Origin of the sequence: Actinoplanes sp. M2I2 (genome assembly GCF_023544445.1) — a bacterium.
Taxonomy (GTDB): Bacteria; Actinomycetota; Actinomycetes; order Mycobacteriales; family Micromonosporaceae; genus Actinoplanes.
In genome coordinates, this window is the sequence record NZ_JALPVJ010000005.1 from 528,373 (window position 1) to 542,630 (window position 14,258).

The 14,258-nt window shown below is 70.1% G+C and carries 19 protein-coding genes and 1 riboswitch; of the genes, 1 reads left to right on the forward strand and 18 read right to left on the reverse strand.

Going from position 1 to position 14,258, the window contains the following annotated elements; translation table 11 throughout:
- Position 1: 1 nt before the first annotated feature.
- The 5 genes from thiS to HJC40_RS13425 form a co-directional block, all read right to left on the reverse strand.
- Positions 2 to 205 carry a sulfur carrier protein ThiS gene (gene thiS, locus HJC40_RS13405; protein ID WP_250001317.1) on the reverse strand — a complete coding sequence of 68 codons (204 nt, stop codon included), beginning with the start codon at positions 203 to 205 and terminating at the stop codon, positions 2 to 4.
- Positions 205 to 1,209, reverse strand: a complete 1,005-nt coding sequence (gene thiO, locus HJC40_RS13410; RefSeq protein ID WP_250001321.1) for a glycine oxidase ThiO — start codon at positions 1,207 to 1,209, stop codon at positions 205 to 207. Before thiO ends, thiS begins: the two co-directional genes overlap by 1 nt.
- The gene (locus tag HJC40_RS13415; RefSeq protein WP_374271707.1) at positions 1,202 to 1,789 is read right to left on the reverse strand and encodes a thiamine phosphate synthase; all 588 of its coding nucleotides are present in this window, start codon (positions 1,787 to 1,789) and stop codon (positions 1,202 to 1,204) included. The genes thiO and HJC40_RS13415 overlap by 8 nt, the downstream gene beginning before the upstream one ends.
- A riboswitch (TPP riboswitch) is annotated at positions 1,783 to 1,894 on the reverse strand. It overlaps the preceding gene by 7 nt.
- A 33-nt stretch (positions 1,895 to 1,927) precedes the next feature.
- The gene (locus HJC40_RS13420) at positions 1,928 to 3,574 is read right to left on the reverse strand and encodes an ABC-F family ATP-binding cassette domain-containing protein (protein ID WP_250001323.1); all 1,647 of its coding nucleotides are present in this window, start codon (positions 3,572 to 3,574) and stop codon (positions 1,928 to 1,930) included.
- A 33-nt stretch (positions 3,575 to 3,607) separates the two neighbouring features.
- Complete coding sequence (locus tag HJC40_RS13425; RefSeq protein ID WP_250001325.1) at positions 3,608 to 4,222, reverse strand: methyltransferase; 615 nt, start codon at positions 4,220 to 4,222, stop codon at positions 3,608 to 3,610.
- A 96-nt stretch (positions 4,223 to 4,318) separates the two neighbouring features.
- Here HJC40_RS13425 and HJC40_RS13430 point away from each other — a divergent pair, with 96 nt between their 5' ends.
- Positions 4,319 to 5,185 (forward strand): hypothetical protein, encoded by an 867-nt coding sequence (locus HJC40_RS13430; protein ID WP_250001327.1) that lies wholly within the window; start codon positions 4,319 to 4,321, stop codon positions 5,183 to 5,185.
- Here HJC40_RS13430 and truA read toward each other — a convergent pair.
- The 13 genes from truA to secY all read right to left on the reverse strand — a co-directional run bounded on the left by truA (position 5,182) and on the right by secY (position 14,205).
- Positions 5,182 to 5,994 carry a tRNA pseudouridine(38-40) synthase TruA gene (gene truA / locus HJC40_RS13435; protein WP_250001329.1) on the reverse strand — a complete coding sequence of 271 codons (813 nt, stop codon included), beginning with the start codon at positions 5,992 to 5,994 and terminating at the stop codon, positions 5,182 to 5,184. The two genes, HJC40_RS13430 and truA, sit on opposite strands and share 4 nt — an antisense overlap.
- A gap of 166 nt (positions 5,995 to 6,160) precedes the next feature.
- Positions 6,161 to 6,781, reverse strand: a complete 621-nt coding sequence (rplQ, locus tag HJC40_RS13440; protein ID WP_250001331.1) for a 50S ribosomal protein L17 — start codon at positions 6,779 to 6,781, stop codon at positions 6,161 to 6,163.
- Positions 6,782 to 6,820: 39 nt separating this feature from the next.
- Positions 6,821 to 7,843 carry a DNA-directed RNA polymerase subunit alpha gene (locus tag HJC40_RS13445; RefSeq protein ID WP_221376847.1) on the reverse strand — a complete coding sequence of 341 codons (1,023 nt, stop codon included), beginning with the start codon at positions 7,841 to 7,843 and terminating at the stop codon, positions 6,821 to 6,823.
- Positions 7,844 to 7,933: 90 nt separating this feature from the next.
- On the reverse strand, positions 7,934 to 8,560 hold the full coding sequence (rpsD, locus tag HJC40_RS13450) for a 30S ribosomal protein S4 (RefSeq protein ID WP_250001333.1): 627 nt from the start codon (positions 8,558 to 8,560) through the stop codon (positions 7,934 to 7,936).
- A 15-nt stretch (positions 8,561 to 8,575) separates the two neighbouring features.
- Positions 8,576 to 8,983, reverse strand: coding sequence for a 30S ribosomal protein S11 (rpsK, locus tag HJC40_RS13455; RefSeq protein WP_014440747.1), 408 nt, complete (start codon positions 8,981 to 8,983; stop codon positions 8,576 to 8,578).
- A 17-nt stretch (positions 8,984 to 9,000) separates the two neighbouring features.
- Positions 9,001 to 9,381, reverse strand: a complete 381-nt coding sequence (gene rpsM / locus HJC40_RS13460; RefSeq protein WP_250001335.1) for a 30S ribosomal protein S13 — start codon at positions 9,379 to 9,381, stop codon at positions 9,001 to 9,003.
- Positions 9,382 to 9,532: 151 nt separating this feature from the next.
- Positions 9,533 to 9,649 (reverse strand): 50S ribosomal protein L36, encoded by a 117-nt coding sequence (gene rpmJ / locus HJC40_RS13465; RefSeq protein ID WP_015619018.1) that lies wholly within the window; start codon positions 9,647 to 9,649, stop codon positions 9,533 to 9,535.
- Positions 9,650 to 9,704: 55 nt separating this feature from the next.
- Positions 9,705 to 9,926 (reverse strand): translation initiation factor IF-1, encoded by a 222-nt coding sequence (gene infA, locus HJC40_RS13470; RefSeq protein ID WP_018347787.1) that lies wholly within the window; start codon positions 9,924 to 9,926, stop codon positions 9,705 to 9,707.
- A 229-nt stretch (positions 9,927 to 10,155) separates the two neighbouring features.
- Positions 10,156 to 10,779: a DUF1707 domain-containing protein gene (locus HJC40_RS13475; protein ID WP_250001337.1), complete on the reverse strand. Its 624-nt coding sequence runs from the start codon at positions 10,777 to 10,779 to the stop codon at positions 10,156 to 10,158.
- Between the two features lie 29 nt (positions 10,780 to 10,808).
- Complete coding sequence (locus HJC40_RS13480) at positions 10,809 to 11,225, reverse strand: DUF1707 domain-containing protein (RefSeq protein ID WP_250001339.1); 417 nt, start codon at positions 11,223 to 11,225, stop codon at positions 10,809 to 10,811.
- 73 nt (positions 11,226 to 11,298) lie between these two features.
- Positions 11,299 to 12,132, reverse strand: a complete 834-nt coding sequence (gene map / locus HJC40_RS13485; protein ID WP_250001341.1) for a type I methionyl aminopeptidase — start codon at positions 12,130 to 12,132, stop codon at positions 11,299 to 11,301.
- Position 12,133: 1 nt separating this feature from the next.
- The gene (locus HJC40_RS13490) at positions 12,134 to 12,787 is read right to left on the reverse strand and encodes an adenylate kinase (protein ID WP_020513606.1); all 654 of its coding nucleotides are present in this window, start codon (positions 12,785 to 12,787) and stop codon (positions 12,134 to 12,136) included.
- 74 nt (positions 12,788 to 12,861) lie between these two features.
- Positions 12,862 to 14,205 (reverse strand): preprotein translocase subunit SecY, encoded by a 1,344-nt coding sequence (secY, locus tag HJC40_RS13495; RefSeq protein WP_250001343.1) that lies wholly within the window; start codon positions 14,203 to 14,205, stop codon positions 12,862 to 12,864.
- Positions 14,206 to 14,258: the final 53 nt, after the last annotated feature.

Consider the following 14,258-nt stretch of genomic DNA (forward strand, 5'->3'; position numbering starts at 1 on the left):
GTCAGCCTCCCTGCGCCGCGGTGAGCACCTCGACGGAGTCGCCCTCGGCCAGCGCCCGGGCGTCCCAGGTGGAGCGGGGCACGACCTCGCCGTTGACCGCGACCGCCACGCCACGCCGGGCCTCGGTGATCGTCTCGACCAGTTCCCGTACGGACAGCTCGCGCACGAAGCCGTCGGAACTGCGCCCGTTGACTGTCAGCCGCATCAGAACCTCCGGGGCGAGAAGTCGGCCAGCATCGGATCGGTGTCGCCGGTGAGCAGCAGGCCGGCGATCAGGTCGGCGGTGACCGGCGCCAGCAGGACGCCGTTGCGGTGGTGGCCGGCCGCGACCACGACCCGGTCGTCGAGCCGGCCCAGCAGCGGTGCGTTGTCGGGCGTGCCGGGCCGGTGGCCGACGGTGGTCTCGGTGAGCTCGAGCTCGGCCAGCGCGGGCACGAGCTCGATGGCCGAGCGCAGCAGATCGTGCACGGCTCCGGCGGTGACCAGCCGGTCGGTGCGTTCCTCCTGGGTCGCCCCGACCACGATCTCGCCGTCGGCCCGCGGCACGATGTAGACCTCACGACCGTCGACGGCGGCGTCGAGCACGTGCCGCAGCAGGCCGGGTTCCCCGCGCAGCCGCAGCACCTGGCCCTTGACCGGTCGCACCGGCAACCCGGTCAGCGCGGCCGTGCCGGTGCCGGCCGCCACCACGACCGTCCGGGCGTCCACGTCGGACAGCGACTGCACGCGCTTGGGCACGATCCGCGAGCCGAGGCTTTCCCGCAGCGCCGCCACGACCTTGCGCGGGTCGACCTGACGTTCGTGGGGAGCGAGCACCCCGGCCCGTACGCGCGGGGACAGCGCCGGCTCCAGCTCGCGCAACTCCGAGGGCCGCAACAGGGGCAGCTGCTGCCGGGTCCACACGCGGGCCGCCTGGGCGATGTCGTCGGCCGTCATCGCGAGGCTCAGCGTGCCGGTGTCGTCGTAGCCGACGTCCACGCCCAGCTCCCGGGCGAAGCCCGGCCACAGCTCGGCCGAGCGTTCGAGCAGCCGGGCCAGCGCCGGATGTTCGTACGCGGACTCGCCGCCCGGCGCGAGCATGCCGGCCGCCACCTGCCAGGCGCCCTCGTCGCCACCGTCCAGCACCGTCACGTCGGCGCCGCCGCGGACCAGCCGGAAGGCGATCGACAGCCCGACGATGCCGCCTCCGACAACGACGATGTCACTCATGGGCGGCCAGCTCCTTGAGGAACGCGGCCGTGGCGCCGGCCGGGTCGGCCACGACGGCCGAGATCGCGGCCACGCCGTAGCAGTCGAGCAGCGGCACCCGCCCGGGCGTGATCCCGGCGATCGCGATCACCGGTGTGCCCGGCACGGCCCGGGTCACCGCCGCGACACCGTCCGGTCCGATCGGGTTGGGCAGACCGTTCTTCGACGTGGTCGCGAAGGCCGGCCCGACACCGAGGTAACTCGCGCCGGCGGCGACGGCCTCCCGGGCCGCCTGTGGATCGCGGCAGGTCGCGCCGAGCACCGCGTCCGGCCCCAGCACGCGCCGGGCGGCGGCCACCGGCAGGTCGTCGGCGCCCACGTGCACGCCGTCGGCGCCGGCGGCCAGGGCCACGCCGACCCGGTCGTCGACCAGGCAGAGCGCCCCGGCCGGCCGGCACAGCTCGAGGGCGGCCACCGTCAGGGCGTACGCCTCGCGGTCGTTGGTCTTGACCCGCACCTGGACGGCGACCGGGCCGTGCCCGAGCACGCCCCGGACGACGTCGAGCGAGTCGGTGACGATGTGCAAACGCGGAAACGACAACGGACGCTCCTCCCTGCGCCGGCATGATCCGGATCAGGTTCGACGGTCGGGGGCCGCGTCAGCCCCCCTCTCAGCCCGGTGCACCGGACTCCCGTGGGGTTGTTCGTCTCGGACCATAACCCGGCCCGCGGCGAAAAACTAGCGCACGTCCCAGACCGGCTCCGGCGTCTCGACGACCTCGCCGTCGCCTTGGAACAGCACGAAGCGGTCGAAGGAACGGGTGAACCAGCGGTCGTGGGTGACCGCGATCACCGTGCCCTCGAACAGCCGGAGGCCCTCCTCGAGCGCCTCGGCCGAGGCCAGGTCGAGGTTGTCGGTCGGCTCGTCGAGCAGCAGCACGGTCGCGCCCGACAACTCGAGCAGCAGCACCAGGAAACGTGCCTGCTGACCGCCTGAGAGCGTGCCGAACCGCTGGTCGCCCTGGGCCGCCAGCTCGTACCGGTTGAGCGCCTTCATCGCCCCGGCCCGGTCCATTCCGGACCGGTGGTCGTCGCCGCGCCAGAGGATCTCCACCGGTGTGCGTTCGAGCAGCTCGGGCCGGTCGTGGGTCTGGGAGAAGTGACCCGGCCGCACCCGGGCGCCCAGCCGGGCGACACCGCTGTGCGACACGTGGGCCAGCGGGGCCCCGTCGACCGGCTTGTTCTCGGCTTCGGGGTCGGTGCCGCCGGCCGCCAGCAGCCGCAGGAAGTGCGACTTGCCGGTGCCGTTGGCGCCCAGCACCGCGACCCGGTCGCCGTACCAGATCTCCAGGTCGAACGGGAACGTCAGGTTCTCCATCTCGAGCTGCTCACAGATCACCGCGCGCTTGGCCGTGCGGCCGCCGCGCAAGTTCATCCGCAGCGACTGGTCCTTGGGCGGCAGCGGCGGCGGGCCGGCCTCCTCGAACTTGCGCAGCCGGGTCACCGCCGCCTGCAGGCGCGAGGCCATGTCGGAGTTGTAGGCGGCCTTCTGCCGATACATGAACACCAGCTCGCGCAGCTTCTGGTGTTCCTCGTCCCAGCGACGGCGATTTTCCTCGAGCTTCTCGTGCCGGTGCACACGGGCCTCGTGCCAGGAGGTGAAGCCGCCCGGATGGGTCCACGCGCTGCCGCCCTCGACGGTGACGACCCGGTCGGCCGTCTGGGCCAGCAGTTCCCGGTCGTGCGAGACGTAGAGCACGGATTTCGGCGACTCGCGCAGCCGCGCCTCGAGCCAGCGTTTGCCCGGCACGTCGAGGAAGTTGTCGGGCTCGTCGAGCAGCAGCACCTCGTCGTCGCCGCGCAGCAGCAGGTCGAGCGCGAACCGCTTCTGCTGCCCGCCCGAGAGCGTCCGCACCGGACGGTGCCGCACCTCGTCCCACGGCTTGCCCAGGATGGCCACGGCCACGGTGTCGAAGAGGACCTCGGCCTCGTATCCCCCGGCCTCACCCCAGTGGGCCAGGGCATTGGCGTACGCCAACTGGCTGCGCTCGGTCTCGTCCAGCGCGGCCGCCGCCTTGGCCAGCCGGTCACCGGCCGCGGCCAGCTCCGGCTTCACGAGCGACAAGGCAAGGTCTTCCAGCGTACGGTCGTCGCCGATCATGCCGATGAACTGGCGCATCACGCCGAGGCCGCCGGAGCGCGCGACCGTGCCCTCGGGCAGCGCGAGGTCGCCGGCCACCAGGCGCAGCAACGTGGTCTTGCCCGCGCCGTTCGGCCCGACCAGCGCGACCTTGGCCCCCTCACCCACCCGGAAGGCGACGTCGGCGAAGAGCCGGCGCCCGTCGGGCAGCACGAAACCGGCCCCTGCGACATCCACGTAACCCATGGCCGCCATCATCGCCGGGCGAGGGCCCCCGCGTCAGTCTGTTTTTCCGGCCACCCGCAGCACGCGGAAGCCCTTCTGGCTGGCCATGCGCTGGACCGGCCAGCCGCCCTCGGCCAGCCAGGAGTGAAGAGAGTCACCGCCGAGATGCCGATTGATCACCAGCCAGGCCACGCCGCCCGGGGCCAGCCGCGGGAGCCACCGCTCCATCAGCGCGCGCAGTTCGGCCTTGCCCACATGGGTCGGCGGGTTGCTCCAGATCTGGTCGAACGTCACGTCGGACGGCACGTCGTCGGGCGCGGCCACCCGCACCCGGTCGGCCAGGCCCAGCGTGCCGGCGTTGAGCGCGGTGAGCTCGCGGGCCCGGGCGTTGACGTCGACCGCGTGCACCACGGCCAGCGGCGCCTCGGTGGCCAGCACGCAGGCGATCGGCCCGTAGCCGCAGCCGAGGTCGAGGAACGTGCCGGTGACGTCGGCGGTGGGCAGGCCGCCCTTGCGCAGCAGCACGGCGGTGCCGGGGTCGAGCCGGCCCGCGCTGAACACCCCGGACGCGGCGGTCAGCCGGTAGTCACGGCCCGCGACGTTGAACTCGATCTCGTTGCGCACCTCGGGCGCGGCCGGTTCGGCGCTGAAGTAATGGTCGGCGGTCACCACACCAGTCTGCCGCCGGATAACGCGCGACCGTCCGGCGGGGTGCCGCACATCCTGTGCGTTCATCGATCACGGTGCGCTTCTAGCCTGATCGGCATGCGGTTCGGCACCCCTTCCCGTCCAGCCCACCGCGCGACCGCCGGCGGCGGCCTGGTCCTCCTGGCTCGCGGCATCGGAGCAAGCGGCCTCCTCACCCGCGGCATCGGAGCAAGCGGCCTCCTGACCCGCGGCATCGGATCAGGAGGCCAGCACCGGCCGCCGGCGGCGCCACCCCGCCGGCCCACCCGGCATGCCCCTCCCCGGCGCCGGGCCGCGCCCCGGACGCCGGTCGAGCCGCAGCGGGCCGTGCTGTGGCTCACGCAGGGCCTCGCCGGTGTCATCCTGCTCGGCCTGGTGCTGACGATCGGTTTCCTCGTGCACGCCTCGAGCCGGCACCAGCAGCAGTCGGCCGTCACACTCGGGCCGCCGGCCGGCGGTCTCGGGGAGCTGTTCTCCGGCGACGAGGTACGACCGGCCGGCGCCACGGGGGCCTACCGGATCGAGCAGCGGGATCGGGGCGCCGACTGCCGCGCGGCCACCACCGGCGCGCTCGGGACCGTGCTGCTGCGCCACGGTTGCAGCGAAGTGGTGCGGGCCGGCCTGACCGCCCCCTACCCGGGCGGCTACCGGGTCACCGCCGGAGTGTTCACCCTGGCCGACACGGGGGCGGCCACGGAGGTCGACGAGGTGGTGCGCAAGATGGTCGAGACCGGGGACGGCGGGTTCACCACGCTCCCGGGGGACCTCGGCGGCGACCCGGCCAGCGCGCAGGTCGGCTGGCACGCCCGCGGCAACCACCTGCTCTACTGCGTGATCACCGGGCCGGGCGGCGAGCTGGTGCCCAGCGACGACCCGTACGCGGCCCGGATCACGGCCGACCTCGTCGACACTCACCTGAGCGGATCGGTGCCCTCGGCTGCCTAGGCTCGCAGGCGCCGGGTGGCCTCGGCACGGGCGGCGTAGTCTCCCTCGTCCGGGTAGCCCACGGCGATCAGGGTGAGCCCGTGCGCGGGCGCGACGGTGACCGCGCTGGAGCGTTCCGACAGGGTGAGCAGGGTGGACGGCCAGCCCGGGTCGCGCCGCCCGTCGCCCACGGCCAGCAACGCCCCGACCAGGCTGCGCACCATCGACTGGCAGAAGGCGTCGGCCTGCACCGTGGCCACGACGACGCCGTCCTCGTCGCGCCGCCAGTCGAGGCGGGTGATCGCCCGGACCGTGGTGGCGTGCTCCTTGCGTTTGCAGTACGCCGCGTAGTCGTGTTCGCCGGTCAGCCCGTACGAGGCGGCGTCGAGCCGGCCCACATCGAGCGGGCGGGGCCATCCGATGGTGTCGTTGCGCCGCAACGGCTCCGGCCCCCACACGGTGTCGGCCACCCGGTACTCGTAGCGCCGGAACGTGGCCGAGAAGCGCGCGTCGAAGGTCGGGGGCACCGGCGTGACCGCCCTAACCCGCGCGTCCGGCGGCATCAGCGCGCCCAGTCTGCGCAGGAGCGACGAGGCGAGTGATGCGTAGAGGCCGACGGGAAGATCCACGTGGCACACCTGGCCCGTGGCATGGACCCCGGCATCCGTACGCCCGGCGACCGTCAGCCCCAGCGGCGTCTCCGCCCCGACGAGCCGGCCGAGCGCCTCGACCAGCACCCCGGCGACCGTGCGCTGTCCGGGTTGGACCGCCCACCCGGAGAAGTCGCCGCCGTCGTACGAGACGTCCAGTCGCAAGCGGATGGATTCCATGACCGCAGCTCTCTCCTCGGTCCTGACCAACGACGGCGGCCGGGAACACCCCGGCGTACCACTGGACTCGTCACGCGTACCTCAACGAGCCTCGGACAGAAAGAACCCGGCACCCCCGAGAGGGTGCCGGGTCCTTTGTCAGACAGCTCAAGCCTTGTCGGACAGCTCAGGCCTTGGCGTTGGTGTCTTCGCCTTCGGCCTGGTCGCCGGGGCCCTCGGCGCCCTTGTCGCCGGAGGCGTTCACCGGCGGCTCGGCGTCCTGGTCGGCGTCCGTGTCAGCCTTCGACGCGGTGCCGGCGGCCGGCTCGGTCGAGGCGGGCTCGGTCGCGGCCGGGGTCTCGTCCTCGCGGGCGAGCGCCTCGACCTTGTCCTGCTGCGCGGTGGCCTTGCGGGCGGCCTTCTTGGCCGGCGCGGTGGTCGCCGCGATCTGCAGCTCCTCGACCAGCTCGATGACGGCCATGGGAGCGGCGTCACCCTTGCGCGGGCCGGTCTTGGTGATCCGGGTGTAGCCACCCGGCCGGTTGCCGTAACGCGGAGCGATCTGCTCGAACAGGGCGTACACGACGTCCTTGTCCTTCACCGTGGCCAGCACGCGGCGACGGTTGTGCAGGTCGCCGCGCTTGGCCTTGGTGATGAGCTGCTCAGCCAGGGGGCGCAGCCGGCGGGCCTTGGCCTCGGTGGTCTTGATCTTCCCGTGCCGGAAGAGCTCGGTGGCCAGGTTGGCCAGGATGAGCTTTTCGTGCGCCGGGCTGCCGCCGAGGCGGGCTCCCTTGGTGGGCGTGGGCATTCCAAATGCTCCTTGTTTGAAGCGGCCGGGCCAAGACTCTTAGAGCTGCTCGGTCTCGCGGTAGTCGTCGGTGTCGTAATCCACGTCGCCGAACGAGTCCACGACGTGCGCGGGGTCGAAGGACGGCGCGCTGTCCTTGAGGCCCAGCCCCATTCCGGCGAGCTTCATCTTGACCTCGTCGATCGACTTCTGACCGAAATTCCTTATATCCAGAAGGTCGGCCTCCGTCCGCCCGATGAGTTCACCCACGGCGTTGATGCCCTCGCGCTTGAGGCAGTTGTACGACCGGACGGTGAGGTCCAGCTCCTCGATCGGCAGGGCCAGGTCGGCCGCGAGCTGCGCGTCCTGCGGGGACGGGCCGATGTCGATGCCCTCGGCGGTCTCGTCCAGCTCGCGGCACAGGCCGAACAGCTCGACCAGCGTGGAGCCGGCCGAGGCCAGCGCGGTGCGCGGCGAGATGGAAGCCTTGGACTCGACGTCGATGATCAGACGGTCGAAGTCGGTGCGCTGCTCGACACGGGTCGCCTCGACGCGGTAGGTCACCTTCATGACCGGCGAGTAGATCGAGTCGACCGGGATGCGGCCGATCTCGGCGCCGGCGCTCTTGTTCTGCGCCGCCGTGACGTAGCCACGGCCCCGCTCGACGGTGAGCTCCATGTCGAGCCGGCCCTTGCTGTTGAGCGTGGCCAGCTTGAGGTCGGGGTTGTGCACGGACACGCCGGCCGGAGGCTGGATGTCACCGGCGGTGACGTCGCCCGGGCCCTGCTTGCGCAGGTACATGCTGACCGGCTCGTCGTGCTCGGAGCTGACAGTCAGCTCCTTGACGTTCATGACCAGCTCGACCACGTCCTCCTTGACACCGGGGATCGTGGTGAACTCGTGCAGGACGCCGTCGATCTTGATGCTGGTGACCGCCGCGCCCGGGATGGACGACAGCAGGGTCCGCCGCAGCGAGTTACCGAGGGTGTACCCGAAGCCCGGCTCGAGAGGCTCGATGGTGAACCGGGAGCGGGTCTCGCTGATCGACTCCTCGGAGAGGGAGGGTCGCTGGCTGATGAGCACGCTGTTCTTCTTTCTGTCGGGCCACCCACTATTTGATGGCCGTCCGTGGTGATGCACCGGGGGCGCCGGATCGACGCCCCCGGCAAAGCGCTACTTGGAGTAGAGCTCGACGATCAGCTGCTCCTGGACCTGGGTGTCGATGACAGCCCGGGCCGGGAGCGAGTGAACGAGGACCTTCATCTCGCTCGGGATGGGCTCGAGCCACGCCGGCACGGGCCGGGAACCGGCCTGGGCCTGGGCGACGACGAAGGGGGTCATCTCCTTCGACTTCTCCCGCGTGGTCACGATGTCGTGCTCCTTGACGCGGTACGACGGGATGTCGACCTTCACGCCGTTGACCAGGAAGTGGCCGTGCTTGACCAGCTGGCGGGCCATGTCCCGGGACTGGGCCAGGCCGGCCCGGTAGACGACGTTGTCGAGACGCGACTCGAGGATCTGCAGCAGCACCTCACCGGTCTTGCCGGGCTTGGTGACAGCCTCCTCGTAGTAACCGCGGAACTGCTTCTCGAGCACGCCGTAGACGCGGCGGGCCTTCTGCTTCTCGCGGTGCTGGAGCAGGTACTCGGTCTCCTTGGTCCGGCCACGGCCGTGCTGGCCGGGCGGGAAGGGACGCGACTCGAACGGGCACTTGGGCCCGTCGCACTTGCTGCCCTTGAGGAACAGCTTCATCTTCTCGCGGCGGCAGCGCTTGCAGTCCGCCCCTGTGTAACGAGCCATGCTTCGATCTCTCCCTTAGACCCGGCGGCGCTTCGGCGGACGGCATCCGTTGTGCGGCTGCGGCGTGACGTCACTGATCTGCCCGACCTCGAGGCCGGCGGCCTGGAGGGAACGGATCGCGGTCTCGCGGCCGGAGCCGGGACCCTTGACGAACACGTCGACCTTGCGCATGCCGTGCTCCATGGCCCGGCGCGCGGCGGCCTCGGCGGCCAGCTGAGCGGCGAACGGAGTCGACTTGCGGGAGCCCTTGAAGCCCACCTGGCCCGAGGAGGCCCAGGAGATGACCGCACCGGTCGGGTCGGTGATCGACACGATGGTGTTGTTGAAGGTGCTCTTGATGTGCGCCTGCCCGTGGGCGACGTTCTTGCGTTCCTTGCGCCGGACCTTCTTGACGGCGGCCCCAGCGCGTGCCTTCGGTGGCATAAGTCAGTGCGCTCCTATTACTTCCGACCGGGCTTCTTCTTACCGGCGACCGTGCGCTTCGGGCCCTTGCGGGTACGAGCGTTGGTACGGGTCCGCTGTCCCCGCACGGGGAGACCCCGGCGGTGGCGGATGCCGGCGTACGAGCCGATCTCAACCTTGCGGCGAATGTCCGCGGCGACCTCGCGGCGAAGGTCACCTTCAACCTTGAAATTGCCCTCGATGTAGTCGCGGAGCTGGACCAGCTCCTCGTCCGTGAGGTCCTTGGCGCGCTTGTTCAGGTCAATCGCGGTAGCGGTCAGTGCCTCGACAGCACGGGTGCGACCGATCCCGTAGACGTAGGTGAGCGCGATCTCCATCCGCTTGTCGCGGGGCAGATCGACGCCGACGAGTCGTGCCATAAGCGGGCGTGCTCCTCAGAATCGTTCGGAGGTCTGTGCCAGTCCCGTCCCGTCTGCCCGGACGGGCCCCGGCCTCCGCGCCGGGGGTACGGCCACTTGCGTGGCTGGGACGAGCTTGTTCGTGATGCCGGATCTGACAGCTACCGGGGACTCAGCCCTGGCGCTGCTTGTGGCGCGCGTCGGTCTTGCAGATGACCATGACGCGGCCGTGCCGCCGGATGACCCGGCAGTTGTTGCAGATCCGCTTGACGCTCGGCTTGACCTTCACGGTTTGCCTTAACTCTCAGTCGGACGGGTTCACGTGATCCTGCCCCGTCCCCCGGTTACTTGTAGCGGTAGACGATTCGCCCACGGGTGAGGTCGTACGGCGAAAGCTCGACGACGACTCTGTCCTCGGGAAGGATGCGGATGTAGTGCTGCCGCATCTTGCCTGAGATATGTGCAAGAACTCTGTGACCATTGGCGAGCTCAACGCGGAACATAGCGTTCGGCAGGGGCTCGATCACGCGGCCCTCGATCTCGATGGCTCCGTCTTTCTTAGGCATGTCCTCCGCTACCTGACACTGGGGTTCGGGATTAGCTGCAACGTCTTACCCGGGTCGTCACCGACCCGGACCAGCCGCGGCTCCCGCCGGCCTCGAAGCGCTGAGGACATGCGAGAGTGGACGCTGCGCGCCAGCTAGCCAGTGTACGCGCGCCCCACCGGCACACCAAACCGAGGTCGCCGCTACCCGAGGTCGGGTGTGTCGTAGCCCGGAAAACCGGACATAGAGCCTATTCGGGCCGTCGAGGCTTCGGTGGAAGGTCGCCTCGGGCCACCGCCTCGGCGATGAACGCCCTCCGTTGCTCCTTGGTCGGCTTGGCCGGCAGCTCCCCCGCCGCCACGGCCCGAGCCTGCAACGCCTTGCGATGGCGCTTGTGCTCCCGCAGCCGACGACGGTGCTCTGTCTCCTCGGCGTGCTTGCGCGGCTCGCCGTTGGCCAGACCCACGGCGGTGCGCACCAGGAGCAGCAGACCCCAGGGGCCGACGATCCAGACCGGCCAGTAGATGACAGCGTCCGTGCTCGCCAGGAACGTGACTCCCCAGATCAGGGTGAAGAAGGCCACCGCCTTGGCCCAGGAACCCCAGACGTGGGCCATCCAGGCCGCCCGGACGCCCTCAGGCGCCGGGACCGGCACCGCGACCGGCTGCGCCGGCACCAGGGGCGCCGCGTTGGGCAGATCGGTCAGGAGCCGGTCGAGCTCGGCGTACGTCTTGGCCGCGTACGCGCCCTGGATGCGCTCGTCGTACTCGGTGAGGTCGAGCCGGCCCTCCTCGAGGGCGAGGCGCAGCTGGTCGGCGACCTGCCGGCGGTCCTCGTCGGCGGCCCGCATCTGCTCCCGGCTCATCTCAGCCATGGTGGCATCCCCGATCCAGTGCGACCCGCTCAGCGGCCCTTGCCGTGCCGCCGGCCGAAGAAGCCCAGGATCAGCGGGATCATCGTCCAGACCGGCCAGAAGTAGAGCAGCTCCCCGGAGGCGATGCTCGTCACCAGCCAGATCAGCGTGCAGACCAGCACCACGCCCGCGTAGGGCCCCAGCCAGGGCGCGGAGTCGCGTGGGGCGGACCCGGGACCGCCGACCGCCGTGGGAGCCGGCGGCGAGCCGGCCGGCTGAATCTGCGAGTGCTGCACCGGGACCGTCCCCGGCAGGTCGTCGAGCAGCCCGTCCAGGTCGGCATAGGTCCTGGCGGCATAGGTGCGCTGCAGGCGTTCGTCGTACTCGTGCAGGTCGAGGCGGCCCTCGTCCAGCGCCGACTTCAACTGTTCCGCGACTGCCTTGCGGTCGCCGTCGCCGGCCCGCATGTCTCTATCGGAATGCTCCGCAGACTCCCGCCCCATGCGTCCCAGCATGCCCGAGAGAACCATCCACCGGTAGTCAGGGCTGACGCGAGGTGACCAGATCGCCGAGCCGGGCCCGGCCGCCGTCCGGCGCGGTGGTCACCCACACGCCGTCCTCCAGCAGGCACATCGTGTGCTCGACGTGGGCGGCGATCGAGTTGTCGCGGGTCACCACGGTCCAGCCGTCGTCCAGCTCGGACGTCCGCGGGGAGCCCAGCGTGATCATCGGCTCGATGGCCAGGCACAGCCCGGGCACCAGACGAGGGCCCTTGCCCGGCTTGCCGTGGTTGAGGACGTGCGGATCCTGATGCATCTCGGTGCCGATGCCGTGCCCGCCGTAGCCGTCGACGATGCCGTAGCGGCCCGCCTTACGAACCGCCTTCTCCACGTTGAAGGAGATGTCGGTGAGCCTGCCCCGGCCGTTGGTCGCGCCTCGGGCCGCGGCCGCGATGCCGGCCCACATGGCTTCCTCGGCCACCTCGGCCAGCTTGAGCAGCGCGGGGTCGGTCTCACCGACGCCGACGGTGATTGCCGAGTCGCCGTGCCAGCCGTCGAGGATCGCGCCGCAGTCGAGCGAGATCAGGTCGCCCTCGCGCAGCACCTGCTCGGCGCCGGGGATGCCGTGGACGACCTGCTCGTTGACCGAGGCGCAGATCGAGGCCGGGAAGCCGTGGTAGCCCTTGAACGAGGGGACGGCGCCGGCGTCGCGAATGACCTTCTCGGCGATCGCATCGAGGTCGGCCGTCGAGACGCCCGGGGCCACGGCCTCCCGCATCGCCTGCAGCGCGGCGGCGACGACCAGGCCGGCGCCGCGCATCTTCTCGATCTGCTCGGGACTCTTCAGCTGAATGTCCAGCTGGGGGCGGCGCACGTCAGCCCCCGTAGGACCGCAGGGCGTCGATGGCGCGCACCGTGACGTCCTCGACCGGTCCGGTCGCGTCGATCCCGACCAGTTTGCCCTGCGCCCCGAAGAAGTCGACCAGCGGCGCGGTCTTCTCGGCGTACTCGACCAGCCGGTTGGCGATCGTCTCGGCCTTGTCGTCGTCCCGCTGGAACAGCTCCGACCCACAGCGGTCGCAGATGTTCTCCTTGCTGGTGGGGTCGAACTCGACGTGCCAGATCTTTCCGCAGCCGCGGCAGGTGCGCCGGCCCGACAGCCGGCGGATGACCTCGTCGTCGTCGACCACGAGTTCCATCACGAGGTCGAGCGCGGTGCCGAGGTCGGCGAGCAGCTTGTCGAGAGCCGAGGCCTGCGGCACCGTACGCGGAAAGCCGTCGAGCAGGAAGCCGTCACCGGCGTCCGGCTCGGCCAGCCGGTCCCGGACCATGTTGATGGTCACTTCGTCCGGAACCAGCTGGCCCGCGTCCATGTAGCGCTTGGCCTCGACGCCCAGGGGCGTCCCTTGCGAGACGTTCGCCCGGAAGATGTCTCCGGTCGAGATCTTCGGTACGGCGAGATGGGCGGCGATGAACTCAGCCTGGGTCCCCTTGCCGGCCCCCGGAGGGCCCACCAGTACCAGCCGCACCTACATCGCCTCGCTTCGGTGAGAACGAGCCTCGCTGACCGCCGACGCAAGAGCAGCGCCGAGCTTGCCTGCCACTACCGGAGGAACCCTTCGTAGTTACGCTGCATCAGCTGGCTCTCGATCTGCTTCACCGTCTCCAGACCCACACCCACCATGATCAGCACTGCCGTACCACCGAACGGGAAGTTCTGGTACTGCTGCGCATTCAGCCAGATGAAGAAGAAGTTCGGCAGGACCGAGATCAAACCAAGGTACAGCGCACCGGGGAGGGTGATCCGGCTGAGGATGAAGTCCAGGTAATCAGCGGTGGGCTTGCCCGGGCGGATACCCGGAACGAAACCACCGTACTTCTTCATGTTGTCCGCGACCTCGGTCGGGTTGAACGTGATCGAGACGTAGAAGTACGTGAAGAAGATGATCAGCAGGAAGTAGACCCCGATGTAGAGCTCACTCGTGGGGTCGGCCAGCCACTTCTGGATCCAGACCTGGTAGCCCTTGAGGTTGTTCGGATCGAAGAACTGCAAGTAGAGCTGCGGAAGGTAGAGCAGCGACGACGCGAAGATGACCGGGACGACACCCGCCTGGTTGACCTTCAGCGGGATGTAGGTCGACGTGCCGCCGTACATCCGGCGGCCGATCATGCGCTTGGCGTACTGCACGGGGATGCGACGCTGCGCCTGCTCGATGAAGACCACCAGGCCGATGATGACCAGGACGAGCACGATCACCAGGATGAACTTGGCGACGCCGCTGGACTCCTTGATCGACCAGCCCTCACCGGGAAGGCGGGCGGCGATCGAGGTGAAGATCAGGACGGACATGCCGTTGCCGACGCCGCGGTCGGTGATCAGCTCGCCGAGCCACATGACCATGCCGGTGCCGGCGGTCATGGTGAGCACCAGGACCGAGAGCGTGAGCCACACCGGCAGGCCGGTGTTCTCGGGGATGATCTGCAACTGCGGGTTGGTCTGGTCGCAGGCGTTGCCGAACAGCTGCCCGGTCCGCGCCAGGGCGACGAAGGCCGAGGACTGCAGGACCGCGAGGCCCAGCGTGAGGTAGCGCGTGTACTGCGTGATCTTCGCCTGGCCGGACTGGCCCTCCTTGCGGAGCTGCTCGAGGCGGGGAATCACCACGGTCAGCAGCTGGAGGATGATCGACGCCGTGATGTACGGCATGATGCCCAGCGCGAAGACCGACAGCTGAAGAAGCGCGCCGCCCGAGAACAGGTTCAACAGGTTGAGGACGCCGCTGCTGTCGGAGGAGTTCACGATGTCGAGGCAGCGCCGCACGTTGGTGTAGGAGACACCTGGGCTGGGCAATGTGGCACCGAGCCGGTACAGCGCAATGATGAAGACCGTGAACAGCAGCTTCTTGCGCAGGTCAGGCGTCCGGAACGCACTGGTAAAGGCGGAGAGCAACTTCTTCCTCCTGCGCGAGGTTACCGCCGCAATCGGCGGGTGGGGGAAGGCAT